This window comes from Mesorhizobium sp. Primo-A, assembly GCF_003997175.1.
In the GTDB taxonomy this organism is placed as follows: domain Bacteria; phylum Pseudomonadota; class Alphaproteobacteria; order Rhizobiales; family Rhizobiaceae; genus Mesorhizobium; species Mesorhizobium ciceri.
In genome coordinates, this window is sequence record NZ_RZTG01000022.1 from 33260 (window position 1) to 57978 (window position 24719).

General features: G+C 60.6%; 24 protein-coding genes. 15 read left to right on the plus strand and 9 right to left on the minus strand.

Features of this window, described 5'->3' with window-relative positions:
- Positions 1-52: 52 nt before the first annotated feature.
- The 4 genes from EOC83_RS29695 to EOC83_RS29710 all read right to left on the minus strand — a co-directional run bounded on the left by EOC83_RS29695 (position 53) and on the right by EOC83_RS29710 (position 3483).
- Positions 53-1564, minus strand: a complete 1512-nt coding sequence (locus tag EOC83_RS29695) for an ABC transporter substrate-binding protein (RefSeq protein WP_164762428.1) — start codon at positions 1562-1564, stop codon at positions 53-55.
- A gap of 100 nt (positions 1565-1664) precedes the next feature.
- Complete coding sequence (locus EOC83_RS29700) at positions 1665-2288, minus strand: amino acid synthesis family protein (protein ID WP_063170542.1); 624 nt, start codon at positions 2286-2288, stop codon at positions 1665-1667.
- Positions 2285-2677, minus strand: coding sequence for a carboxymuconolactone decarboxylase family protein (locus EOC83_RS29705; protein ID WP_063170543.1), 393 nt, complete (start codon positions 2675-2677; stop codon positions 2285-2287). Before EOC83_RS29705 ends, EOC83_RS29700 begins: the two co-directional genes overlap by 4 nt.
- A gap of 17 nt (positions 2678-2694) precedes the next feature.
- Positions 2695-3483: an alpha/beta hydrolase gene (locus EOC83_RS29710; protein WP_063170544.1), complete on the minus strand. Its 789-nt coding sequence runs from the start codon at positions 3481-3483 to the stop codon at positions 2695-2697.
- Between the two features lie 178 nt (positions 3484-3661).
- Between EOC83_RS29710 and EOC83_RS29715 the strand changes: the two genes are divergently transcribed.
- The 4 genes from EOC83_RS29715 to EOC83_RS29730 all read left to right on the plus strand — a co-directional run bounded on the left by EOC83_RS29715 (position 3662) and on the right by EOC83_RS29730 (position 6982).
- Positions 3662-4342: a GntR family transcriptional regulator gene (locus tag EOC83_RS29715; RefSeq protein WP_127326012.1), complete on the plus strand. Its 681-nt coding sequence runs from the start codon at positions 3662-3664 to the stop codon at positions 4340-4342.
- Positions 4339-5319 carry an aldo/keto reductase gene (locus EOC83_RS29720; RefSeq protein ID WP_063170546.1) on the plus strand — a complete coding sequence of 327 codons (981 nt, stop codon included), beginning with the start codon at positions 4339-4341 and terminating at the stop codon, positions 5317-5319. The genes EOC83_RS29715 and EOC83_RS29720 overlap by 4 nt, the downstream gene beginning before the upstream one ends.
- A gap of 81 nt (positions 5320-5400) precedes the next feature.
- Positions 5401-6081 carry a GntR family transcriptional regulator gene (locus tag EOC83_RS29725; protein ID WP_082826741.1) on the plus strand — a complete coding sequence of 227 codons (681 nt, stop codon included), beginning with the start codon at positions 5401-5403 and terminating at the stop codon, positions 6079-6081.
- A 121-nt stretch (positions 6082-6202) separates the two neighbouring features.
- Positions 6203-6982, plus strand: a complete 780-nt coding sequence (locus EOC83_RS29730; RefSeq protein WP_063170548.1) for an alpha/beta hydrolase — start codon at positions 6203-6205, stop codon at positions 6980-6982.
- 643 nt (positions 6983-7625) lie between these two features.
- On the opposite strand, the gene istB is transcribed toward EOC83_RS29730, so the two are convergent.
- The 5 genes from istB to EOC83_RS29760 form a co-directional block, all read right to left on the minus strand.
- On the minus strand, positions 7626-8360 hold the full coding sequence (gene istB, locus EOC83_RS29740; protein ID WP_063170549.1) for an IS21-like element helper ATPase IstB: 735 nt from the start codon (positions 8358-8360) through the stop codon (positions 7626-7628).
- Positions 8293-9861: an IS21 family transposase gene (gene istA / locus EOC83_RS29745; RefSeq protein WP_063170550.1), complete on the minus strand. Its 1569-nt coding sequence runs from the start codon at positions 9859-9861 to the stop codon at positions 8293-8295. The genes istB and istA overlap by 68 nt, the downstream gene beginning before the upstream one ends.
- A 519-nt stretch (positions 9862-10380) precedes the next feature.
- Positions 10381-11148 carry an SDR family NAD(P)-dependent oxidoreductase gene (locus tag EOC83_RS29750; protein ID WP_063170551.1) on the minus strand — a complete coding sequence of 256 codons (768 nt, stop codon included), beginning with the start codon at positions 11146-11148 and terminating at the stop codon, positions 10381-10383.
- Positions 11149-11225: 77 nt separating this feature from the next.
- Positions 11226-12227 (minus strand): LacI family DNA-binding transcriptional regulator, encoded by a 1002-nt coding sequence (locus EOC83_RS29755; RefSeq protein ID WP_082826744.1) that lies wholly within the window; start codon positions 12225-12227, stop codon positions 11226-11228.
- A 36-nt stretch (positions 12228-12263) separates the two neighbouring features.
- Positions 12264-13262, minus strand: coding sequence for a 4-hydroxythreonine-4-phosphate dehydrogenase PdxA (locus EOC83_RS29760; RefSeq protein ID WP_063170553.1), 999 nt, complete (start codon positions 13260-13262; stop codon positions 12264-12266).
- 86 nt (positions 13263-13348) lie between these two features.
- Between EOC83_RS29760 and EOC83_RS29765 the strand changes: the two genes are divergently transcribed.
- The 11 genes from EOC83_RS29765 to EOC83_RS29815 all read left to right on the plus strand — a co-directional run bounded on the left by EOC83_RS29765 (position 13349) and on the right by EOC83_RS29815 (position 24645).
- Entirely contained in the window at positions 13349-14860 is a 1512-nt protein-coding gene (locus EOC83_RS29765; RefSeq protein ID WP_063170554.1) for an aldehyde dehydrogenase family protein, read from the plus strand.
- 16 nt (positions 14861-14876) lie between these two features.
- A complete protein-coding gene (gene mmsB / locus EOC83_RS29770) occupies positions 14877-15806 on the plus strand; it encodes a 3-hydroxyisobutyrate dehydrogenase (RefSeq protein WP_082826745.1) in 930 nt (309 codons plus the stop codon).
- The gene (gene hisD, locus EOC83_RS29775) at positions 15803-17110 is read left to right on the plus strand and encodes a histidinol dehydrogenase (protein WP_063170555.1); all 1308 of its coding nucleotides are present in this window, start codon (positions 15803-15805) and stop codon (positions 17108-17110) included. Before mmsB ends, hisD begins: the two co-directional genes overlap by 4 nt.
- A 102-nt stretch (positions 17111-17212) precedes the next feature.
- Positions 17213-18097, plus strand: a complete 885-nt coding sequence (locus tag EOC83_RS29780) for an amidohydrolase family protein (RefSeq protein ID WP_063170556.1) — start codon at positions 17213-17215, stop codon at positions 18095-18097.
- Positions 18084-19004 (plus strand): NAD(P)-dependent oxidoreductase, encoded by a 921-nt coding sequence (locus EOC83_RS29785; RefSeq protein WP_063170557.1) that lies wholly within the window; start codon positions 18084-18086, stop codon positions 19002-19004. The genes EOC83_RS29780 and EOC83_RS29785 overlap by 14 nt, the downstream gene beginning before the upstream one ends.
- Entirely contained in the window at positions 18997-19911 is a 915-nt protein-coding gene (locus EOC83_RS29790) for an NAD(P)-dependent oxidoreductase (protein WP_127224576.1), read from the plus strand. The genes EOC83_RS29785 and EOC83_RS29790 overlap by 8 nt, the downstream gene beginning before the upstream one ends.
- A 23-nt stretch (positions 19912-19934) precedes the next feature.
- A complete protein-coding gene (locus EOC83_RS29795) occupies positions 19935-20684 on the plus strand; it encodes an SDR family NAD(P)-dependent oxidoreductase (protein WP_063170865.1) in 750 nt (249 codons plus the stop codon).
- A gap of 162 nt (positions 20685-20846) precedes the next feature.
- Positions 20847-21362 (plus strand): hypothetical protein, encoded by a 516-nt coding sequence (locus tag EOC83_RS29800; RefSeq protein WP_127326014.1) that lies wholly within the window; start codon positions 20847-20849, stop codon positions 21360-21362.
- Positions 21363-21387: 25 nt separating this feature from the next.
- Positions 21388-22275, plus strand: a complete 888-nt coding sequence (locus EOC83_RS29805) for an N-acyl homoserine lactonase family protein (protein ID WP_024505467.1) — start codon at positions 21388-21390, stop codon at positions 22273-22275.
- Positions 22276-22317: 42 nt separating this feature from the next.
- On the plus strand, positions 22318-23364 hold the full coding sequence (locus EOC83_RS29810; RefSeq protein ID WP_063170560.1) for an ABC transporter permease: 1047 nt from the start codon (positions 22318-22320) through the stop codon (positions 23362-23364).
- 87 nt (positions 23365-23451) lie between these two features.
- Entirely contained in the window at positions 23452-24645 is a 1194-nt protein-coding gene (locus EOC83_RS29815) for a substrate-binding domain-containing protein (RefSeq protein ID WP_158515813.1), read from the plus strand.
- Positions 24646-24719: the final 74 nt, after the last annotated feature.

The window sequence follows — 24719 nt, forward strand, 5'->3', positions numbered from 1 at the left end:
TTCCACCCGCGCCAGAAGCCGCGGCGCACCACGCCGCGGCAAAGCATGACGATCAGGCCTGCGTTTTCCAAACATAACGGAACCGCGGGATTTCATCCGGCATCGGAGCAAACCCCTTGACGGTGTTGCGCATGGCGTTGAATTCGACGCTGAAGCCGACGGGCATGTAAGGCAGATCGGCAGAAATCTGACGCTGGATCTTCTCGTACAGTTCCTTGCGGCGAGCCTGGTCGGAAATTACCCGCGCCTCATCGATCCATTTGTCCACGTCGGGATTCTTGTAGCCCGTGGAATTTGCGGTGCCTTTGCTGGAGAAGAGGTAGTGGATAAGGCCATCGGGATCCGCCCGTTGCGTCCAGCGCATAGGCGTGAAGCGTATCTCGCCGGAAACCGCCTTGGCGTAGTAGTCGCTTTGCGGAACCGGATCGAGCTCAATGTTGAGGCCGATCGCGTCAAGGTCTTCCTTGGCAAGCTCGGCGAAGCGTCGAAGCGTATCGCCGCTTGGCGCCGCAAGCTTGATGGTGGTGCCCTTCAGGCCAGAATCAGCCACGATCTTGCGCGCCTTTTCCGGATCGTATTCGTAGTGCACCAGATCGGTCGGCGTCCACCAGAGGCCATCTGGCGTGAAGCTATCGGATATCTTGCCTTGTCCAGCCCATATGATCTGGTTGAGGCGGTCGCGGGTGAGGCCGTGCGCTATGGCCTGGCGTAGTTCCGGCTTGTTGTATGGCTCGGCGTCCCACCGCCACTGGTAGGAATACCAGACGCCACCCTTCGATGGCACAAGCTCGATATCCGGGCTGGCCTTGGAAAGGCGCGTATCCAGCGGATCAAGCTGGCTGATGAAATCCAGTTCGCCGATGGCCATGCGCTGAATGCCGACGACGTTCGTGGGAATGTCATGGAAAATAATACCGTCGAGATAGGGCATTCCCTTCTGCCAATAGCTGGCGTTCTTGGTGAGCGCGATGCGCGACCCGCGGACCCATTCGCCGAAAACGAACGGACCGGTCCCGACAGGGTTGGAACCGACGTCGCTGCCGTTCTTCTTGGCCGCCGCCGGTGACGCCATGAGCCCAGCGCGGTCGGCAAACAGCGCCAGCAGGGGCGGATAGGGTTCCTTCATGTCGATGGCGACAGTGAATTCGTCCAGCACTTCGACATTCTTGACGCCTTCCAGCAACTTGAGCTGCGATGAGTTGCCTTTCGGATCGAGACGCGAGTCTAGGTTCCATTTCACCGCCTCGGCGTTAAATGGCGTGCCGTCATGGAACTGCACGCCTTCCTGCAGCTTCAGGATCACGCGCTTGCCGTCGTCCGAAAACTCCCAGCTTTTCGCCAAGGCGGGCTTCAGGGAGAAGTCGGCCTCGGTTTCGAGAAGCGTATCGAATATCAGGAAAAGGATCTGGCGCTCGGTCCATTGCGACGACTGAAGGGGGTCAAGCGTGCGAACGTCGCTGATGAAGCCGACGTTGAGCGTGCCGCCGGTGACCGGCTGGGCATCTTGAGCCAGCGCTACCGTCGGCAAAGAGGCCACGATTGCGAAGCCGCTGACGGCGGCCATAAATTGCCTTCTATCCATGACAAGTCCTCCGTAGGTTCAGTTCCCAATATTATCGGCATTGCCGTTATTAGCCTCGGGACGAGAACCCGAGGCTTGCACGTTATCTGCTCTCGGCTGGCAGCGGCCGGCCGGCCTGATCGACTCCCATGATCCGCATGTCGTTGAACCGATCACCAATGCGATGGTGCGGTCGCCCACCGTTCGCGGCGCCTAACGCGATGACGATCTCGTCATGGGCAGGCGCGTCTGGAATCGTAAATTCCACGGTTAGAAAATGAGCGCGGCTACCCTTCCTCTCGGCATCCTTGTGGGTCAAAGGAACGGTGAGTGAGGTGCCGGCGCCGGCACGTTTGTTGGTGAAGGGGAGAAAGGAATCTCCACCGGCGGCGATGCGGAAGACATTGCCGAAATGCAGCGTGTGGATCAGGCCGGCGGCATGTTCGACTTCACCGTCCGTTCCGGTCACCGCGCACTTTCCAAACGCTTCTATCCGGTCTGGACCGCCCATGATCGCCACTAGGCGAGGCACGAGGGCGTCCGTGAGAGCCGTGGCGTGCTCCATAATGTGCGGCTGAAGATCCTCGACGAATGCCGATCCCGCCCAGGGATTACGGATTACCGCCGCGCAGGCGGCCATGCGAAGCGGAACAGGCGCGGCGCGACCCCCTTCGACAAGCGTGTCCTCGACGAAATCGACGATCTTGCGGATCAAGACGCCAGTCATTTTTCCGCTCCGCCGGCTGCGCGCTCGGCAAGGACGCGGTTGGCGATGCGATGGCATTCGACGCCGACAGGAACGCCACAATAGATCGTGAGATGGGTTATCAGCGCGTCCAGCTCATCACGGGTGACACCGTTGCGAAGGGCGCCGCGAAAATGGAGTTCCCACTCATCCATGCGGTTGAGCGCGGCAATCATCACGATGTTCAGCATGCTGCGGGTCTTGGCATTCAGCCTGTCGTCGCCCCATGCAGCTCCCCAGCAATATTCTGTAACAAGCGCCTGAAAGCCCTTGGAAAATTCGGTCGCTTTGCTCAGTGAATTTTCAACGTATTCGCTGCCCAGCGTCGCCTTGCGGCGCTCCAGTCCACGCTCAAATAACGTCTCGTTCATTCGTCTTCCCTTCATTTTCAGCGTGGGCGCAAGAGAAACTCGCGGACGTGGTCGGACACCAGTTTGGATGCCTCGACCAGGACGCTGTGCTTCAGGCCGGTCAAAATGCGCAATTCCGAATCAGGGATCAGCCGGTGCATCGTCTCGGCCATTCGGATATTCGACCCCTGATCAAATTCGCCCGTCATCACCAGCGTCGGCTGCCTGATTTCGGCAAGCCGATCCACGAGTTCGGTAAGGCCGAACACCCGATACGCCTCCAGATAGGAAGGCACATGGACAGCCTTGAGCTCGGCAATTCTCTGCTCGATTACATCCGGGTGGCGATCGGCAAACTCCTTGGTGAACCAGCGGTCGTGCGCGGCCCCGACGATTGCATCCATGCCACCGTCGCGGATCATCCGCAGGCGCGCCACAACCTTTTCCCGTTCGGCCGGTGTGCGGCCAGCAACGGCGGAAAGAAGAACGACACGCTCGAAGCGAGCTGGATAGGAGTAGGCCAGCTCCTGCGCGATCAGACCACCTAGCGAAAAGCCGACCAGATGGGCTTTGCGCACGCCCGCTTCGTCCATCACCTTAACGATGTCGGCGGCGAACTTCTCGACGGAATATTCCGAGTCGATGCGCGCGGACTGGCCATGCCCGCGCAGGTCGGAACGAACAACGTCAAAACTGCCTTCCAGTTCGCGGCTAACGCCGTCCCAGCTTTCTAGATTGGCGCCGACACCGTGCACCAGCACGAGAGGATGACCCTCACCGCTTCTCTTATAGGCGATCAGACCATCTTTGGTGCGCATCAGCGCCATTCTAGGCACTCCCGTTCAAGCTCATCTTTTTGGTATACCAACAGGCAAACATATGGTCAACCGTATTTAAATGGGCTACTTGTGGTGAATGAATCGAACGCGTAGCTGTGATGACAGGAACGACGGGAGAGCCGCGATGCATGAATGGACTGGGTGATAGATTGCTGGTTCGCCGACGTTGCGCGAGCAGACCGTTGTCACGTTGCGCGAGGCGCTGCTCAACGAGGTGCTCAAGCCGGGTGACAAGCTGGCGGAACGGAAGCTGGCCGAGCAGACCGGCGTAAGCCGCACAAGCATCCGGGAAGCGCTTAGCCAGCTTGAATCCGAAGGGCTCGTCACTCGGATAGCCGGCAAGGGCATGTTCGTGACGCGTCTGTCGGAACAGGAAATCCGGCAAATCTACGAGGCCCGCGCAATCCTCGAATCGGCGATGACGCGCATGTTTGTCGAACGGGCCAGCCTGGGACAAATGGACGAATTGGCGGCGCGTATTTCAGAAGCGGGCAAAACCGACACCGCCGAGCTCGCCCGGCAGCATGCCGAGAAGCTCGATGCGGTGTGGGAGATCATCATGCAAGGCGCAGGCAACGACATCACCAGGCAAATGACCTTTCTGCTACGTGCCCGCGTCACTTATCTGCGCACCATCACCACCCGCGTCGCATCGGCTGAACGACGTAGGAACACGATGGCTTTGCTCAACGGCATTTTCGACGCGTTGCGCGCGCGCGATGCCGACCTCGCCGAAAAGCTCACGCGCGAGTATGTTGAAAGGTCCGCGGCTTTCGCGCTGTCGCTGCTGCGCGACTCTGGGCAGAAACCCAAATCCTCACCACGCAAGCAAAAGATCGACAAATGAACTACGTCAGGCTCGGCAAGAGCAATTTGAAAGTATCCCGGTTATGCCTCGGCGCGATGGGATTCGGATCCGCGCGATGGCGGGCCTGGGTGCTCGATGCGAAGGCGTCGGCTCCGATCCTTGCGCGCTCCCTCGACCACGGCATCAATTTCTTCGATACGTGCGACTTCTATTCTGCTGGCGAGAGCGAGCGCATTCTGGGCCAGATACTCGTTTCCCAGCAGCCGCGCGACAGCTTCGTCATCGCCACCAAGGCGGGCAACCCGATGGCTTCGCACTGCAATGGCCGCGGCTACTCCAGGAAGCATCTGTTCAAGGCAATCGATGATTCATTGGTCCGCCTTGGAACCGATCACGTGGATCTCTTCCAGACACATATCTGGGACAAGGATACAGATCTCGACGAACTGGTCGAAGCCATGGCGGACATCGTGCGCGCCGGAAAGGCGCTCTATGTCGGGGTCACGACGATGCCCGGCTGGACACTCGCAAAATGCCGTGCGGCTGCCAGCGCACGTGACCTTCCGGCGTTCATCTCGATGCAATGCGAATACAACCCCGCTCACCGGGAGTGCGAGCGGGAACTGCTTCCCTATTGCAGTCACGATGAGGTTGCCCTGATACCGTTCAGCCCCATCGCACGCGGCTTCCTTGCCGCGGACCGTCGCGATCCCGGCCAGCAGACGGCGCGCACGAAAAGCGACGACTATACGCAGAAATATTACTACCGCGAGGGCGACCACGCCGTACGCGAAGCCGTCGCTGCCGTTGCCGCTGATATCGGAAAGACACCGGCCCAGGTGGCTCTCGCTTGGACATTGGCGCGCCCCGGCATAGCCGCGCCCATCTTTGGAGCAACCTCGATAGAGCATGTCGACGAGGCCGTCGCGGCATTGGACATAGCGCTTGCCGCCGAACAGATTGACTGCATCGACCGGGCCTACGAGCCACGGCCGCTGAACGCCTCAGGCCACTGAGTGAGCACAATGCCTTGCGGTAAGGTGATATGCTTGTGAAATTGCACTCGTCCACGCACCTTTCAAAGGATCAAAGTCGCCGTGTATGACCTGCGAGTCCATGTTGCGCCGCGGCTGTATACGCAGGTGGCCGATATCATCCGCAACGCCATCGTCGTCGGAGAACTGGCGCCGGGAGAGCGGCTGGTGGAGCGCACACTTTGCGAGCGCATGGGCGTTTCGCGGACGTCGCTCAGGGAAGCGATGCGCGAGCTCGAGAACGAGGGCCTAGTCACGAACCTGCCCAACCGGGGGCTGATCGTCTCTGTCGTCGATCCTAAGGTCGCGAAGGACATTTTTGATCTTCGCGAAGTGCTGGAGGCGCTTATATGCAGGTTGTTTTGCGAGAATGCGGCTGACGATCATATCACGCGTTGCGGGGACATGTATGACGAGCTGATGGAAGCTTATCGCGTCGGTGTACCGCGCGAAATGATTGCCGCAAAAACCCGGTTTTACGACGTTTTGATAGCAGGCGCGAACAATTCCGAGGCGGAACGGATGCTTCGCAGCATACATATGCGGGCCTCACAGTTGCGCATGATTTCTCTTTCCAATGCAGAGCGGCGAAAGGCATCTCAAGAAGAGCTGGCAGCCCTGCTCGACGCCCTGGTGAACCGCAAGGCATCGGATGCCGAGCGGCTTGCAAAAAAACATGTACGCAAAGCCGCACAATTCGCACTCGGGATGATCGAACAGCTTGAAAACCAATCCGTCAGCTAATCGGCGCTTGCAAGCGCCTGACGCCGCCCGTCCGCCGCTACCCTCTTCGAGAGCTGAGGAAAATTATGTCTCGGCGGGCGGAATCCGTACGCGCTATTTCGAAGCTGGGAGCGGACCGACCGTGATCCTTCTGCACGGCTCGTCACTGGCGATCGACGCCTGGTCTACCTGGCACAACACCATCCCGGCACTCGCGGATGAGTTCCGGGTGCTGGCGCCCGATCTGGTCGGTTTCGGTCTCTCAGATGCGTCGGCAGATGGGAAACACGTTCCCCGCCTCGACCGGCGCCATCACGTGTCAGCCTTCATCGAAGCGCTCGGGATCACCCGATGCGCGCTGGTCGGCCATTCCGAAGGCGGTTTCATCGCGGCAATGCTCGCCGTTGAAAATCCGGGTCTGGTCGACAAGGTGGTCGTCGTGAGCAGCGGCGCCACCGCGCCGCGTCTCGGCGGGAATGAGGACCACGCTTGGCAGGCAGCAGCGGCGGCAGCGTATAATGTGCTCGAGGGCTGCGATACAGAGGATGACTTTCTGCGCACCAACGCAAGGCTAAGCATGAAGAATCCGCCGGAGTTCGTGGACCTGCTAAGAAAGAACTACCGCCTAGCCTGCGAGACCGGTCAACTGGAACGCTTCAGGCAGGCTGCCCGGATAAAGGACGACACCGAATATACCCAGATTCAGGAGGACCATCTCCTTCCGCATTTGCCCACCATGCGGGCCAAACTATTCCTAGCTTGGTCGGCCTGTGACGAAACCGTGCCGGTGGCGCGTGGCATCAAGCTGCTGGAACGCGCCCCGCAAGCCGATATGTACATTTTCGCCAATGCCGGTCACATGGTAATGATCGATCGCCCGCGCGAATTTAATGGAGTCATTCGGGACTGGCTTGGCAGCTAGCGCCGGCGTTGCAGAATGGGCCGGGCTGAGGAGTGAAGAAAGCGAGCCTTTCGACGAAACCGCGATCAAGGATGCGATGACAGCCGTGCGCACCGCCACAATAAGCCTTCAGGCGACGATGCTGGACTATTCTCCTGACGGGCACTGAAAAATGTCAACGCAAAGCCCACGCAGGGAGGCTGAGCGCGACAGCCCTGCTGGCGGCACAATCGTCGCCGACCTATGTCGGTATCCAACCGGTTGCGAGGCCCGATCGCGATGATGGAACAGTGTGGCACGATGGCTGACCCTGCTCCGGCCTGAGCTGTCGGTCGGCGCTCGTTGCGACGCCGCGACCTTGCCTAGATCGTGCTTGGCGGCGGCGCCTTGGTATGCCATCGCCGACATCGTGCTCGCCTGCTGGCGGGTCTCGGCCTGGTCGCCAGCGTCGGAATCGGGGGCGCGCTTATCTATGCCCTTCAGACCCGCGATGCGGGTCGGCCGAACGAAGAACTGTCAATGGCCACGGAATCGGGACCCTGTTTTTTCCCGCAAAAGGGACCCCGGCTTTCGGTGTTGAGAGGCACGCCGGTAAGCGCCCGATCAGGCGAAGCTGGTCGGGGTTGCACAGCCTGATCGGGCGCGACTGATTGGCTTTCGAACTTCAGCTTTGAGAGCGGCTCTTGAAGCGCCAGGATTCGTTGCCAGTCTCGGCGATCTCGCAGTGATGGGTGAGGCGGTCGAGCAGCGCGGTTGTCATCTTGGCGTCGCCGAAGACGCTCGGCCATTCCCCGAAGGCGAGATTGGTGGTGATGATGACGCTGGTGCGCTCGTAAAGCTTCGAGACCAGATGGAAGAGCAACTGCCCGCCGGCCTGGGCGAAGGGAAGATAGCCGAGTTCATCGAAGACGACGAAGTCGAGCCGGGTAAGATGATCGGCAATGCGGCCCTGCCGGCCGGCACGGGTCTCGGTCTCGAGCCTGTTGACGAGGTCGACAACGTTGAAGAAGCGCCCGCGTGCGCCGTTGCGGATGAGAGAACGGGCAATGGCGATCGCCAGATGCGACTTGCCGGTGCCTGTCCCGCCGACCAGGACGACATTGCGCTGATCGGCGACGAACGCGCCGGCGGCGAGGTCGCGGATCAGGCTCTCGTTGACCGGCGTGCCGGCAAAATCGAAGTCCTCGATATCCCTGGCCAGCGGAAGCTTGGCGACGGTGAGCTGGTACTTGATGGAACGGGCCTGCTTCTCCGATATCTCGGCCTGCAACAGATCGCCGAGGATCTTCGGCGGTTCGTGCTGCCGCTTAATGGCGACGCCCATGATCTCGTCATAGGCCGCGCGCATCCCGAAGAGTTTCAGCGCCCCCATCAGTTCCAGTACTTCGGTGCGTTCCATGGCTGTTCGTCCTCCTGAGGCTGTCATAGCGGGCGCAGTCGGCGACCGGCTCGTGATCCAGCTTCAGCGCCTGGGGAATGGAAAGGATCGTGCCCGGCGCCGGATCGCGGCTGCGGGCCAGGATGTTGAGGATCACCGCGGCCGACGAGACGCCGTGCTCGATGGCTTCCTGGCAGGCGGCCTCGACCGCGCTCAATCCGTCGGTCAGCACGCAGGTGAGGATCGACACCATCTGCCGGTCGCCGTCATCAACCGCCTTGAGCTTGCGGCGCACCTTCTCCATTGCCGACGGCAGGACCCAGCCAAGGAACGGCGCGCCGTTGCGCAATCCGCCCGGCTTGCGGGCCAGCACCGGCACGTAGTGCCAGGGATCGTAGATGACCTCGTTGCGGCCGAAGCAGCGGGCATGCTCGCCCACGACCACGCCGTCCTGGCGGATAATGATCCGGTCGGCATAAGCATGGATCTCGACGGGCCGGCCGACGGCACTCGACAGCACCGAGTATTTGTTGTTGTCGAAGCGCACCGTGCAGGTCTTCGACACCGACGCGGGAATGCAATGGAAGCCGTCAAAGCGCCCGGCATAGGGAATGAAGCTGGCGCGCTCTTCTTCGAATACGTCCCAGATCGTGCGCTCGCCCTGTTCGGGATGCCGATGCGCCTTGGCATAGGCAACGCATTTGTCGGCCAGCCAGCCGTTGAGATCCTCCAACGTCTTGAAGCGCAGCCTCGGTGTGAAGAAGCGCTCGCGCACCAGCCCGACCTGGTTCTCGACTTGCCCCTTCTCCCTGCCGGCCGCCGGCGTGCAGGCCTCCGGCTCGACAAGGTAATGCCCGCACATCTGCGCAAAGCGGCGGTTGTAGCGGCGATCGCTGCCGATGAAGATCGCGTCCACCGCCGTCTTCATGTTGTCGTAGATGCCACGCGTGCAGGCGCCGCGGAAGAAGCTGAACGCCCGGTCATGGGCGTCGAACACCATCTCCTGCGTTTCGCGCGGATAGGCCCGCACGAAGAACATACGGCTGTGGCAAAGCCGCATGTGCGCCACCTTCACCGTTACCGTCACGCCGTCGAGCAGAACGATCTCGTGGCTCCAGTCGAACTGGTAGGCCTCGCCCGGCGCAAAGCTCAACGGAATGTAGGCTTCGGCCGCGGCGCTGCCGCGATCCGCCGCCCAGCTCTGAGCATGCCGCCACACCGAACTGTAGCTGCCGTCATAGCCGAGGCCGCGAAGCTCCTCAAAGATGCGGATCAGTGTCAGCCGCTCCCGCTGAGACTTGGCCGCATTCGCCGATAGCAGCCGATCCAGCTCGTCACGCCAGGCGCCCATCCGGGGATAAGGCTGATGCTTGCGCTCGTAGCGGAACTCTGTCTCCTCGGAACGCAAAACCTTGCGCACCACCTTCCGGGAGATCTTCAGCTCCCGGCAGATCGCCTTGATCGACTTCCCCTGCACCAGCGACAGCCGGCGTATCTTCGCAATCGTCTCCACAACCAACATCCAAAACACAAATGCCTCCGATCAAACCGGAGGCATCTTGATGACCCATCGTTAAGGGGTCCCGTTTGGACGAAAATCACCCCTCAAACAGGGTCCTCATTCCATGAAAAATCACACGATGTAGCCGAGGAGCGAGCCGGGGCCACTTGCCGTTGCGCTTGAAGAGCGTGTCGTGATCCTGGAGAACGCCTTTCGCAGCATAGTCTTCTCGCAGGTGAGGATCGGGCATGGCATCGCACGAAAGCTTTGTCTGTCGAACTGAGCGGACGGCCGTGGTTGTAGGAATGGGGTTTGCTTGATCTCCGTGCTCGCCCTTTACCTGGCGATGACCCACGGGATTGAGCAAATAGTTCGCGGGCCCCCTGGGACTGCCATATCCCTAAGGAGTGAAGACTGGTGGGCGTTTAGCCCACCAATGACAGCCGCGGTTTGTGCTTTGGCCGCTCGTGCACTGCGTGTCGCGTCAAAGACGGAGCGAAAACCACCAGAGATTGCCAATTTGCGGGTTGAGAATTGCCTTTAGTCCGCAGTCCATCCGCCGTCGATGACCATGGACGACCCCGTCATCAGAGAGGATGCATCGGACGCAAGAAAAACAACTGCTCCGGTTATGTCGTCGACATGACCGATGCGGCCGAGCTTTATTTTGCACATGACCTCCGCCTTAAATGTTTCGTTCTTCAGGAAATTTTGAGCGAGCGGGGTTTCTACAAACGTCGGGGAAATGGTGTTCACACGGATCTTGTATGGCGCAAGATCGATTGCCACCGCCTTGGTCATGCCCTCCATTGCCCATTTCGAGGCGCAGTAGACGCTGCGCGTCGCGGCGCCGACATGGCCCATCTGCGACGACATGTTTATGATGCTGCCACTGACGCCTTGCTCGACCATGCGTCGCGCGACGATCTGCGCGACAAAAAAGGAAGCACGGAGATTGAGGGCCATAATATCATCGAAATCGGCCTGCGTTACATCAAGGAATGGGTTGGTGCGGTTCATCCCGGCATTGTTGACCAGCACGTGAAAAGCCGGCCTGTGTGAAACAGCTTCACTCACTGCCGAAACGTCCCGGATATCGAGAGCGATTGCTTCGGCTCGTCCGCCCGCGCGAGTGATATTGGCAGCGGCAGCCTCGATCTCGCTCAATGTGCGGGCGATCAGAACGACCTCGGCACCAAAGTGGGCGAGCGCATGGGCGGCGGCCAGTCCCAAACCCCGCCCGGCTCCGGTAACAAGCGCCCGTTTTCCGTCCAGCCTGAAATTTGGCGCGACTTGATTTTCCTTCATAAATCACTCTCCATTTCCTTAACTTGAGAATACGTATGCATATGAATTTGCTAAATTAGTATCTGGCGTTGATCAGTTCAGACGGTTGCAGGACCAATGTTGGTAGAGCCGCGAATGATCAGTTCGCCGGGTATGCGAATAGCCGCTGGTGGAAAGTCTGCCGGATCAAACAGCAGGGACAGGGACCGCCCCACCATCGCCTCGATCGGCTGGCGGAAGGTGGTGAGGTCGTATGCCGGCCAGGCGGCCGAGGGAATGTCATCGAAGCCCACGATGGAAACATCGCGCGGAACTTTCAGCCCAAGCCCGAAGCGCGCTGCATCCAGCGCGCCAAGCGCCATGACATCGGCGATACAGAAGATGGCGTCCGGGGGAGTCGGGCCGGACAGCAGATTGATCGCTGCCCTGTAACCCCCGCCATAGGTGTTTTCGCCGAATTGCTCGCTAATGATTTGGACTCCATGGCGGCGCAATTCATCCTGAAAACCGGCGCTACGTTCGCGGTGGGTCGACGTATCAGGGCGGCCCCCTATAAGGGCTATACGCCTATGCCCTGCGGCAACAAGAAGGGCGGCAACTTCCATAGAAGCCGACCTGTTCTCGCAGCACACTGAATTGATCGAAAAGTCGTCGACGGAGCGGTTGAACAAAACCACCCGAGTGTTCCTGTTGTGCAGGATGTCGCGCATTCGCGACGACAACACAGCTGACGTGACGATCAAACCGTCGATCTCGTACTGAAGCATCGATGGCAGCACGTCATCGACTTCGAAACCCTTGGGCACGGAAAGCAACAGGAGCTGCTTGCCCATGGCGTTGAGCTTCTGGGTGTAGATTTCCAGGACGGCCGGGTAGAACGGATTGAGGATATCGGCCATGATCAGGCCAACCATATTCGTCTTCTTCGTCTGCAGGCTTCGCGCGATCCCATTTGGCGTATAGCCCAAGCGCTCCGCCGTCTTGCGAATCTTTTTCTTTGTCTCCTCTGAAATCCTCCCGTCGCCGGCGAGCGCGCGAGACACCGTCGATTGCGATACGCCAGCCTCCCGCGCGACATCCACCGAAGTTGACCGTCTCATGCATTGGATCCTTGCGCAAATCAGCTTTTGCGCCTGTTATGCTGCCTTGCGCGCAGCAATAGCAAGACGATGCGCGAGATCAAACGCTGCTGTCAGGCCGGCGGGGTCGGCGCGATTTTGGCCAACAATGTCGTAGGCTGTTCCTTGCGAGGCGGTAACGATTGGCAGCGGCAATCCGCCAAGAACGGTCGAGGTGTTGGCGAAACCGAGTGTCTTCAGCGCGATCTGGCCCTGATCGTGGAACATGGTGATGATCAAGTCGAGCTTCTCCGGCCCCACACGCAGAAAGACGGTATCGGCCGGATAGAGGCCGGCGACATCGTATCCAAGTTCCTTTAGCCTTTCGATGGCGGGGAGGATAATCTCGATCTCCTCAGTGCCCATTGCGCCGCCTTCTCCCAAATGCGGGTTAAGGCCGGCAACGGCTATTCTCGCACGTTTGCCGCTTGATGATTCGACCGCCTTGGCGCCGGCCACCGTGGCCGCAATGATGGACTCCACGGAGATGTTGTCGGCCACGGCGCGAAGCGGGATATGCGAGGTTACGCGGGCCGTCCAGAGAGCCCCCTGGTTATTCATTTCGCAGCAGAAGCCAGTAACACCGAGGCGACTTGAGAAAAAATGCAGTTCGTCGATCGCCTTGTGACCGGCCAGCCACATCGCCTGTTTGTTGAGCGGACCATAGACAATCGCATCGAGCTGCCCTGCCCCGGCCGCGTCTGCTGCACTCTCCAGCGCCGCGAGCGTGGCAGTTCCGCCCTCCGCACTCGCCACACCGGGTTTGTAGCCGCCTCGATCCAGACCTGAAATCAGCGCCACGCCGCCACGCTCCGGAATCGATGAGACGCTATCGACGACCGGGATTTCACCATCGAGACCAGCGATTCGTATTCCGTCGCGAAAGCTCCCTTTCCCACAAAAGACGGCAACGCGGAGGTCACTCTGGCGCCCCTTTGCATTGACCAATTTGGCACAAAGTTCCGGACCGACACCGGATGGGTCTCCAGCGACGAGGCCGATTGTTGTCACAGACATTTCTCACTCCCGTTTGACAAACTCATTTCAAATGTCTAACAGAGTGCATACGTATGCTCAATCAAAAACAACAGAAGCCATCTCGTATGAACGCCTTTGCAACAGACTCCCTTGAAGCGCGCATCGGCGCGCAAACCACGGAAGCGAGACGACTTTCGGGCCAGATCGTCTGCGGCGGCGGCTTGAGAAAAGCGCTCACAACAGCGCAATTCGATATCGAGAACCCCGCCACCGAAGAGATCATCGGCTCTGCGCCACGCTGCGGCATAGAGGATGTCAATTCTGCGGTGGATGCGGCTTCCCTTGCGTTCCGGTCTTGGTCGGCAACGCCGGCGAGAGAGCGCGGCGCCCTGCTCATGCGGGCAGCCGATCATCTCGACGGCTTCCGTGAAGACATTGCCCGGCTCTCGTCGCTGGAGACTGGCAACGCACTTCCAACCCAATCGCGCAATGAAGCCGGCACCATGGTCGACATCCTGCGTTATTTCGGTGGCCTGGCTGGCGAGATCAACGGCCGGACCTATCCGCCCGATCCTGGCCGGCTGCTCTATACGCGACGCGAGGCGCTTGGTGTCGTTGGCGCGATCATTCCGTGGAATGCACCGCTGATGCAGCTTGCCAGCAAGATCGCCCCGGCACTCGCCGCGGGCAACACCGTCGTGCTAAAGCCGGCCGAGCAAGCACCCTTGGCAGTGCTTCGGGTGTTCGAACTGCTACAGGCGGTTCTGCCACCCGGCGTCGCGAACGCAATCACCGGGCTCGGCGAGGAAGCAGGTCGCCTGCTTTGCCAACATCCGGCTGTACGCAAGATCAGCTTCACCGGATCGAGCGCCGTCGGCGCCTTGATCATGCACTACGCCGCCGACAAGATCATACCAGTCACAGCCGAACTCGGTGGCAAGAATCCGAACATCGTCCTGGCTGATGCCAATGTCGATCGCGCGGCGCGTGGCATTCTGCAGGGGCTTCGGCTTCAGCGTCAGGGCCAGTCGTGTTCCGCCGGTACGCGGATCTATATCCACGACGCCATCTATGATGCGGTGATCGAGCGCGTCCTGGCCGGCATTCCGTCTTTCCGGGTTGGAAACCCGCTGGATGAAGCGACACAGGTGGGCTGTATCGTATCGCGCAAGCAGTTCGATCGGGTCGAACGCTATATTGAAATGGCGCGGCAGACGCCGGGCGCCCGTATCCTTTGCGGCGGCCAGCGTCCCGAAGGTCTGGACAAGGGTTACTACTACTCGACGACGCTGATCGAGGGCGTTCCCGCAAGCTCACCCGTTTGCCGTGACGAGATCTTCGGGCCGGTCGCGACTGTCTCACGCTTTACCGATTTCGAGACCGTGCTGCAGGAGGCCAACGATACGCCTTACGGCCTCGCGGCAACGATTTTCACGGAAAACCTCCCGGCGGCGTTCGACTTCGTGTCGCGCATCGACGCCGGCTTCGTGCAGGTCAACCAGTTTGCCGTCGCGGAAGCCAACATCGAATATGGGGGGACGAAAATGAGCGGCATGGGGCGTGAACTCTCGCTGGCGAGCATGATCCAGCATTTCACCTGGTCGAAGACCGTCATCGTCAACACGTCGGCTGCCTGACCGGGAGAATGCTCAAGTGAAAACCGTCGCTTTCCTTGGCCTTGGCAATATGGGTCAACCAATGACCCGCAATCTGGTCCAAGCCGGCTTTCCAGTCATTGGCTTCGACCCGTCTTCGGCCGCACAGGACGCGGCTGAGAAGCAGGGCGTGAAACGTGCCACCTCCGCCGCCGAGGCGGCTTCATCGGCCGATGTGGTTATCACCATGCTTCCGACCGGAGACAATGTCCGCGACGCCTATCTTGGAGCGTCGGGTGTCATCGCGGCATCCCGCAAGGGTGCGCTCTTGATGGATAGCAGCACGATTTCATCGACCGTCACCGTGGAAATCGCCGCTGCCGCCCGCGCCGCCGGCCGGCGCATGATCGATGCACCGGTTTCAGGCGGGACGCCGCGCGCCCATTCCGGCACTTTGACTTTCATGGTCGGCGGCGAGGCCACGGATGTCGAGCATGCCCGCCCTCTGCTGGAAGCAATGGGACAGCGCATCTATCATGTCGGGGCTTCGGGAGCGGGCCACACGGCGAAGCTCTGCAACAACATTCTGTCCGGAATATGCATGGCGGGAACTGTCGAGGCGCTGGCACTCGGTGTCGCCAATGGTCTCGACCCAGCAATCCTAAGCGATGTGATGCGCAACTCCTCGGGCAACAACTACGCGCTCGAGCGCTATCACCCATTCCCGGGCCTGATGGAGAATGTGCCCTCTGCCAACGGTTTTGCCGGCGGTTTCCGCTCGGATTTCCAGTTGAAGGACATGCGGCTCGCCAAGGAACTGGCGAACAGCTCGAAAGTCCTGGCAGCGATGGGAAATCTGGCAACAGAGCTCTTCGCCATCCATTGCCAGAATGGACATGCCGGCGAGGACTATTCGAGCATCATCAAACTGGCGCTCGATCTCGACAGCTACTTCGAAGGCAGGACGACGGAAGGGGCGACCAAGTGATCCGCAAACTCAAAGAGGGGCGCGATCCGAGCGCCGTGGCAGCCGATCAGGCCACCGTCAGAGCCACTGTAGAGGGCATCATCGCCGATGTCCGTGCGCGTGGCGATGTTGCGGTGCGCGAGCTTTCGATCCGCTTCGACAAATGGGACCGCAAGGATTTTCGCCTGACCGATGCGGAAATACGCGCCTGCCTTGCGGAACTGTCCGAACAGAACCTGAGCGACATCCGCTTCGCGCAGGAACAGGTTCGCAACTTCGCGCAGCATCAGCGCGAAGCGTTGCGCGATATCGAGATCGAAACCCTGCCGGGCGTTGTTCTTGGGCACAAGAACATCCCCGTTCAGTCCGTCGGATGCTATGTGCCAGGCGGAAAATATCCATTGCTGGCTTCGGCCCATATGTCGGTCATTACGGCCAAGGTTGCCGGCGTGCCGCGCATCTTCACGGCTGCGCCGCCCTACGAGGGGCGCCCTGCCGCGGCGATCGTTGCGGCCCAGCACCTGGCAGGCGCGGATGAAATCTACTGCCTCGGCGGTGTTCAGGCGGTAGCCGCCATGGCACTGGGCACACAAAGCATCCAGTCCGTTGCCATGCTGGTCGGTCCAGGCAACGCCTTTGTGGCGGAAGCCAAGCGCCAGCTCTATGGACAAGTCGGCATCGATCTCTTCGCCGGTCCGACGGAAACCCTGGTCATTGCCGATGACAGCGTCGACGCCGAGCTATGCGCGACCGATCTTCTCGGCCAAGCCGAGCATGGTCCCAACTCACCGGCAGTCTTGCTAACCAATTCAGAGGCTCTCGCCAAAGCCACGATCGCAGAGGTCGAAAGGCTGCTGAACATCCTGCCGACTGCCGTCATCGCCCGTCGCGCATGGGAGGATTACGGCCAGGTAATCCTGTGTTCGACAGAGGACGAAATGGTCGGTGAAGCAAACCGCATGGCATCGGAACATGTGCAGGTGATGACTCGCGATCCGGATATCTTCCTCGAGCGGATGACGAACTACGGGGCGCTGTTTCTCGGGCCGCGAACCAACGTCGCCTATGGCGACAAGGTGATTGGAACCAACCACACGCTGCCGACGGCGGGAGCCGCCCGTTACACCGGCGGCCTTTGGGTCGGCAAGTTCCTGAAGACCGTTACCTATCAACGCGTCCTGACCGATGAGGCCTCGGCAATGATCGGAGAATACTGTTCGCGCCTTTGCATACTTGAAGGATTCGCCGGCCATGCCGAGCAGGCAAACGTTCGTGTCCGTCGCTATGGCGGGCGCAACGTCCCCTATGCGGCCGCCGCTGAATAAATCGCGATAAATCGCGGCGACGACTGCGGATGCCGGAAGAGGAGCTGGCATCCAATCTGACACGGGTCGTCCCGAGACGGAGAGGAGACAGACGTGACTGATATGCCGATGGTGGATGCTCACGTCCACTTCTGGAATCCCGAGCAGAACTATTATCCGTGGCTCAACGATCGGCCGCTGATCCCATTCCGCTATGGCGACTACTCCTCGATATGCCGGCCGTATCTGCCGGCCGATTACATGCGGGACGCTGCCGGTCACCACGTTGTCAAGACGGTCTATATCGAAGCCGAGTGGGATCCGAGTGATCCAATCGGCGAGATGGATTATATCGCCTCCCTTCGTCGTGAGACGGGGTGGCCTAACGTCGCTGTCGGCCAGGCATGGCTCGACCGGGACGACCGCGCCCGGGTGCTGGAGCGGCTGGCCGGTTTCGACTTCGTACGCGGCCTGCGTCACAAGCCGAAATCCAATCCCAAGCCCGGCTCAGCCGCTCCAGGCAGCATGGTCGACCCGCATTGGGTCGAAGGTTTCGCCATGCTGTCCAGCTATGGTTTGCGGTTCGATCTGCAGACACCATGGTGGCATCTGCACGAGGCGAGCACGCTCGCCGACCGCTTCCCGCAGACGCAGATCATCCTGCTGCATTCAGGGCTGCCGGCCGATCGCAGTGCCGAGGGGATTGCCGGCTGGAAGGCGGCAATGACCGAATTCGCCAAGCGGCCGAACGTGGCGGTGAAGATCTCCGGCATCGGCCTGCCTGGCCAGCCATGGACGGTCGCCAACAACCGCGACATCGTGAGGTCGATCATCGAGATTTACGGCGTCGAGCGCTGCATGTTCGGGAGCAATTTCCCGGTCGACAGTGTGTGCGGCACGCTCGATAAGATCTTTGGTGGCTACAAGGAGATCACGGCGGATCTCGGACCCGAAGCGCAAAAGCGCCTGTTCCACGACAATGCGGTCCAATTCTATGACATCCGGTAAGCCGCGCCTTGCCTATATCGGCGTCGGCCTGATGGGCGGACCCATGGCCGCGCGCCTTGCAGGGCTTGGCTACAAGCTACGAGTCTTCGACGCCGATGCCGGCCGGCAAGCTGCGGCTATGGCTTCGGGTGCAGTCGGCGCTGCGTCGCCAAAAGACTGTGTCGAGGACGCGGATCTCGTGCTCCTCAACCTGCCGTCGCAGGCGGCAGTCGAAACCGTGGTGTTTGGCCAAGCGGGCCTGTCGGATGCTCTGCTGTCACCGCAGATCGTGGTGGATTTCTCAACCGTGTCGCCGGATTTCTGCCGGTCCATCGGTTGGCGCGTCCAAGCGGCCACGGGATGCGAATGGATCGACGCTCCGGTTTCAGGTGGTCCCTCGGCGGCAGGCGAAGGCACACTGACGATCATGGCCGGCGGCTCGGATTGGGCGATCGCACGCATCCGTTCCTTGATCCAGGACATCGGCCGCCAGTTCACCCATGTCGGACAGACAGGCATGGGTTCGGTTGCCAAGATGATCGCGCAGCTCGTGGTCGGCACGAATTATGCTGTTCTGGCCGAAGCCGTGCGCCTCGCTGAAGCGGCAGGAATGGATGCTGCGCTGCTGCCTGAATGCGTGAAATACGGCCATGCCGACGGCGTTCTGATGCAACAGCTCTATCCACGTATCGCCGCACATGATTTCGCGCCGCGGGCCTATGCGCGTCAGCTGCTGAAAGACCTCGACATGGTGCAGGAGCTCGCCCGTAGTTCGGGCACGGCGACCCCAATGTCCGGCCAAGCCGCCCAGCTCTTTGATCTGCTTATCGCCGCCGGCCACGGCGACATCGACGGCACCGGCATCTACCGCCTCTACGAAGGCGCGCCGTCACATCTTACAGCGATCGGGGAGAGCGCGCGTGCCTAGTAATTCTTACGGATTCATCGGTCTCGGTGCGATGGGCATGCCCATGGTCACCAAGGCTCTGGCAGCCCAGCTCGACGTGCACATTTTCGATACCAACGCTGCGGCCGTCGATGTCCTTGTCGCGCAGGGAGCAAAGCGGCAAGACAGCGCCGCCGCGGTCGCCAATGCGGTCGAGACGGTCTTCGTCAGCCTGCCAAACGCGCCGATCGTCGAGGCCGTCGCGCTGGGTGAGGCCGGCCTTATCCATGGCAAACGCATCAAGCACTATATCGATCTCTCGACCACCGGCCCGACAATGGCGCGCAAGGTCGGTGATGCGATGGCGGAACGCGGCGTATCTGTGCTGGATGCGCCCGTCAGCGGCGGACCAATCGGCGTCCGCAACGAGACGCTGGCGGTCATGGCGTCGGGGTCGGAGCAGACACTGGAACGGGCACGACCGTTCCTGGCGACATTTGCAAAGACTTTTGTCCATCTCGGCCCGGACGTCGGCAAGGCACAGATCCTCAAGCTCGCCAATAATCTTCTCACCGCAACCAACATGGTGATTGTCGGCGAAGCGCTAGCATTCGCCGAAAAGGGCGGTATCGAGCCCGAGGATCTGTTCCGGATCATCAATGCCGGCTCAGGCCGGTCCTGGGTGTCCGAGATCGCCTATCCAAAGCATGTGGTGACACGCCGCTACGACCAGAATTTTCGCACCGAGCTCATGCACAAGGACGTGACGCTTTGCATGCAGGAAGCCGAGCGTATGGGCGTGCCAATGTGGCTCGGGGCCAACGTCCGCCAGTTCTGGCAGTTCGCCATGACGCAAGGCATGGCCGACGCCGATTGCTCGCGCATCGCGGCCCTCATCGAGGGTTGGGCAGGCCTGAATATCGAAGACGCGGCCGAGGCCGCCGAATGAATTCATATGGGGAGGAGTACACCGTGATGCTGAACGACAAGACCGCCATTATCACAGGCGCCGCCTCGCCGCGCGGCATAGGCAAGGCCACGGCCCGGCGGTTTGCCGCGCAGGGCTGCCGCGTGGCGATCTTCGACCTCGACGAAGAGGCCGCCATGAATGCGGCCCGCGACATCGGCTCCGAACACATCGGCGTGGCTTGCGATGTCCGGGATCCTGTTTTTTGTCGCAAGGCAGTTGGTGACGTCATGGCCCGCTTCGGACATGTCGACATCCTGGTCAACAATGCCGGCATCAGCCAACCAGACCGGCTGATGGATATCACCCAGGAGAATTTCGACCTGGTCATCGATTCCAGCCTGCGTGGCAGCCTGAACATGACCCAGGCTACCGTGCCTTCGATGATCGAACGGCGCTCCGGCGCTATCGTTTCGATCGGCTCGATCGCGGCCCAGATCGGCGGCGGCATTTTCGGCGGACCGCATTATTCCGCCGCCAAGGGCGGCATCCACAGCCTCACCAAGTCGATGGCGCGTGAACTGGCGCAGCACAATATCCGCGTCAACGCGATAGCCCCCGGCACGATCGACACGGACATCTTTGGCGACAAGCTGACCGAAGACAAGCGGCGCGACATCGTCGTGAACATCCCGCTGGGCCGGCTCGGGACGGCTGACGATATCGCAAAAGCCTGCCTGTTCCTGGTCTCGGACCTGTCCGACTACGTGACGGGACTCATTCTCGACGTGAACGGCGGCCGATTCATGCACTGAAAAGACAGTCCGCACGGGCCTGCGGATCGATGCAACGACGAACATTGGAGGCGACGCATGCTTACGATCAATTCCGGACAAGACGAGGCTCCGCTTTCGGGTGGGGCGGTGCTTCTAACGTTTCGTCGCGAATTTCCAGCGCCTTCTTCAGGGATCGAAGGCGTGCATCGTCCCACCTGCTCGATATGGGACACCCCCCGCGAGTACCAGCCCGATGCGTTGTTGAAGTCAGGGATCAAGGATGAAGCGGTTGCCTCCTACCTGTCAGACACCCGTCCGCTCTATGACGCCGCCAAGCGTTGCGTTGGCCAGCTTTCGGGAATCCTGCTTCTGCTCCAGACCGACAGCCTCGACCGCAACCGCAACGATCTCTTGCTGGCGTCGGTGACAAGGCAGTTGCGCGAGGCAACCGACCGGCTTGGTGCGGTGAAGGCGACGCCGACGGGGGCCCGCCACCAAGCCGCGCTCGCCGATCTGCTAGTGCTTCTCGGCCGGATACTCTCGCGGCTTGATCGTCTTGCCGATCTCATTGATCCGGCAAGTCCCGATCTCGATGCCGTCGTTGACGCGCTTTTTTCCGCGCAGCGGTCGCTGCGGATGGTTTCGGAACCTTCCGCCGGACTGACCCCCGTGGATTTCACGGCGGCCTGCTGCAACTGCCGACCCGCGAAAAATTAATCGTCTGGATCAAGGGAGGAAACCGGTGTCACTCTATTCGATCTACGTCCTCGAATACGGCTACGTACCCGAATACCACAAGAGCGGCGTCATCTACGGCGCTCACAATGAAGGCTATGTCAAGCTGCCCTACTGCTACGCCGTCATCAAGGGAGACGGTTGGGCCGCGATGGTCGACGTCGGTTACAACGACCGCGACTACGGGAACTATCTTGGCACGCTGTTCAATGTCCAGAACTGGCGCGGACCGCGCGAGGTTCTTGCCGAAATCGGATTGACGCCGGAAGACATCAACGCGGTCTTTATCACGCACGCGCATTTCGATCATTTCGGCAATGTCGATGCATTTCCCAATGCCACCTTCTACGTCCAGAAGAAGGAGCTGCAGGAATGGATCTGGGCGATGTCGCTGCCGGATCGCATGCGCTGGATCCTGTCCGGCATCGATACGGCGGATATCCTGCGCGGTGTGCAGCTGGCGCGCGACAAGCGCCTCATTGCGGTCGATGGCGCCATGGAAAACGTATTCCCCGGCATCGATCTTCACGTCGCTTATGACAGCCACACCTTCGCATGCATGTGGGTGACGGTGCGCAATGATGGCAAGACGGATTCCCAGGACACCTGGGTGCTTGCCGGTGATCTTGTTTACCAGTTCGAGAACCTGAACGGCGCCTCCGAACAGCTCAAGATCGATGACATGTATCTCCCTGTCGGCCTGGCCACCGGCAGCCAGATCAATCTGATCATGGCCACCGAAGCCATGATGAAACAGGTCGGCCATGAGTCTCGACGGGTCATACCCGTTCACGAGTCGCGGCTCGAACAGACATTCCCGTCCCGGCTCTCCAGCCAGAAGCTGCGGATCAGCGAAATCTGTCTGGCCAGCGGAGCAAGATCCGCACTGCTTTAACCGACAAGTTCGATGCCGCGAATCCGCAGAAGGACAAGACACGTGGAAAATCCTTCAGAGAAGCCAAAGCCGGTCACGGCCTTAGGAGAAGGTGCATCCGGACCGAGCAGTTGGTTTGCCTCAGCTGGTGGGCCGACCGCGGGTATCGCGGCGGCAACGCTGGTCCTGTTCGTCTTCGGCGGCCTGATCGCCCCGCAGAGTCTTGGCACCGGAGCGATGAGCGGAATGCTTCCCTTTGCCGCGATCCTGGCCCTGGTCAGCCTGGGTCAGACACTCGTCATCCAGCAGGGCGGCATCGATCTGTCCGTGCCGGGGATGGTTTCGCTCAGCGCTGTCATCGTCTGTTACTTCTCGGAGAGCCAACCGAATGCCGAGGGCAGTGTCGTCCTGGCACTCTTTTACGCTTTCGCCGCGGCAGCTGTAGCGGGGCTGATCAGCGGCCTGCTCGTCAGCAAGGTTCGTGTTGCGCCGATCGTGGCCACAATCGGCATGAACGCGCTGCTCTATGGCATGAACGTCAAGATTTCGGGCGGCACACCGGTGTCGGTACCCGGGTCGATAGCGGCATTCGCCAACGGCAAGATATTTGGCATCACGCAGCTCGCCTATTTGGCAGTAGCGATGGCTATTGTCGTCATTTTCGTCGTCAAGGCGACGACCTTCGGGCGCAATTTCGAGGCTGTCGGCGCAAACAGCCGGGCGGCACGCGCGGCGGGTATCGTCGCTGACCGCTACCAGATCGCCGCGTATGTGGGCGCGAGCCTGCTCTATTCGGCCGGCGGCATTCTGCTCGGCGGCCTTATGCAACTGCCAAGTCCGCAGCAGGGCGACAACTACCTGATGCCGTCGATCGCCGCGACGGTTCTGGGTGGAACCTCGCTGTTTGGCGGCAAGGGCAATCTGGCGGCAACCGTGATCGCCGCTCTCTTTCTCACACAGCTCCAGCAATTGGTGCTGACGACGGGCGCCAGCATCGGCGTTCAATACCTTTTTCAAGGTGCCGCGATCCTGGTCGGGGTCGGCATCTATGGTCTTAATTTTCGCAATCTCAAGCGTGCAATCAGCTTGAGGAACAGGTCGACCGCATGATGTCGGCGGCCAAGGGAATAAACAGTTTCAACGCTGTCCATCACGGCAGGTTGGAGAACAGCAACCAAACTTCGTTGGGAGGAAATGATGAAGTCTTATCTTGGATTAAACGTGATATCGGGCGCCGCGCTCGCCCTGTCGGCCTTTGCAACTGTCTCACCGCTGTCGGTCACACAAGCCGGCGCCGCGGATTGGTGCAAGGGCATCGCCGGCGGTGTCTTCTGCGCCGAACCGGCGGCGACACCACCGAGCTTTTGCGGAACGAAGGAGATTTCTGTCGCGCTGGCAGATGGCTTCGCCCAGAACCCCTGGCGGCAGATGACGACGGCCGCAGCGATCAACGAGGCCAGCCAGTGCCCGAACGTCACCGGCTGGGATCACACAGACGGGCAAGGTAACACCCAGAAGGCGATTTCCGACCTCAGCGGTCTCGCAGCGCGCGGCGTCAACGCCATTGTCGTGTTCCCCGATGCCGGCCCGGCCATGCTGCCGGCGATCCGCGATGCCTTCAAGCAGGGCAGCACCGTCGTGCCGTACCGAGCCCGTGTCGGTGGTGAGGAAGGCAAGGATTACAGCGTTTTCGTCGGCACGAACTTCCACCAGGACGGCGTCGACTGGGGAAAATGGATGGCGAAGGCCCTCCACGGCAAGGGAAATGTCGCCTATCTCGGCGGACCTGCCGGAACCAGCCAGAGCCGTGAGCGCGCCGATGGCATCCTCGAAGCGTTCAAGGACTATCCGGGCATCGTCCAGATCGGGCAGAAGCCGTTCGAAGTGACGAATTGGGATTCCAGCATGGTCGCCAAATCACTGGGCGCGCTGATTGCCCAGTATCCGCAGATCGACGGTGTCATCGCCGACCTCAGCATGGGCGTTGTCGCCTCGGGCGTCTTCGAACGCGCCGGTCGGCCGCTTCCGCTTATTGCCGGTGAAGACGCCAATGTGTTCGGCTGCACCTGGAAGAAGCTGCATGACGCCGACGCGAAGTCCACCTTCCAGTACACGACAAACAGCGCCGAGCAGTGGAACGTACGTCTGGCCGTACGCTGGGCGATCGCCGAGGCAGCCGGCGGCAAGATGGATCAGCCGCTCGTCATAACCGACCCCAACGGCACCAAGCATACGGTGGCCGAGGCCGGTGTGAAGGAAGTGACGAACTTCCAGCTCGAGGATTCGCTTGCCGGAACGGTTTTCTGCAATCCGAAGCTTCCTGAATCCGCTTCAAACGGCACCAGCCTGCCTGACGAACAGGTCCTGGCAGCCCTCAAGGGCGGTCTCTGATCTCGAGCCAAAAGGGGCGGGCTTCTGTCCGCCCCTTCATCTCCTCAAGCAGGATGATGGAAGTCACTTAGGAG

Coding starts and splice junctions, on each gene's coding strand:
- istB (WP_063170549.1), bottom strand. CDS start 8,360: ATGGAACGCACCGAAGTACTGGAACTGATGGGGGCGCTGAAACTCTTC.
- istA (WP_063170550.1), bottom strand. CDS start 9,861: ATGTTGGTTGTGGAGACGATTGCGAAGATACGCCGGCTGTCGCTGGTG.
- EOC83_RS29720 (WP_063170546.1), top strand. CDS start 4,339: ATGAACTACGTCAGGCTCGGCAAGAGCAATTTGAAAGTATCCCGGTTA.
- EOC83_RS29750 (WP_063170551.1), bottom strand. CDS start 11,148: ATGAAGGAAAATCAAGTCGCGCCAAATTTCAGGCTGGACGGAAAACGG.
- EOC83_RS29695 (WP_164762428.1), bottom strand. CDS start 1,564: ATGGCCGCCGTCAGCGGCTTCGCAATCGTGGCCTCTTTGCCGACGGTA.
- EOC83_RS29700 (WP_063170542.1), bottom strand. CDS start 2,288: ATGACTGGCGTCTTGATCCGCAAGATCGTCGATTTCGTCGAGGACACG.
- EOC83_RS29765 (WP_063170554.1), top strand. CDS start 13,349: ATGAACGCCTTTGCAACAGACTCCCTTGAAGCGCGCATCGGCGCGCAA.
- EOC83_RS29760 (WP_063170553.1), bottom strand. CDS start 13,262: ATGTCTGTGACAACAATCGGCCTCGTCGCTGGAGACCCATCCGGTGTC.
- EOC83_RS29710 (WP_063170544.1), bottom strand. CDS start 3,483: ATGGCGCTGATGCGCACCAAAGATGGTCTGATCGCCTATAAGAGAAGC.
- EOC83_RS29815 (WP_158515813.1), top strand. CDS start 23,452: ATGAAGTCTTATCTTGGATTAAACGTGATATCGGGCGCCGCGCTCGCC.
- EOC83_RS29755 (WP_082826744.1), bottom strand. CDS start 12,227: ATGAGACGGTCAACTTCGGTGGATGTCGCGCGGGAGGCTGGCGTATCG.
- EOC83_RS29705 (WP_063170543.1), bottom strand. CDS start 2,677: ATGAACGAGACGTTATTTGAGCGTGGACTGGAGCGCCGCAAGGCGACG.
- EOC83_RS29785 (WP_063170557.1), top strand. CDS start 18,084: ATGACATCCGGTAAGCCGCGCCTTGCCTATATCGGCGTCGGCCTGATG.
- EOC83_RS29780 (WP_063170556.1), top strand. CDS start 17,213: ATGCCGATGGTGGATGCTCACGTCCACTTCTGGAATCCCGAGCAGAAC.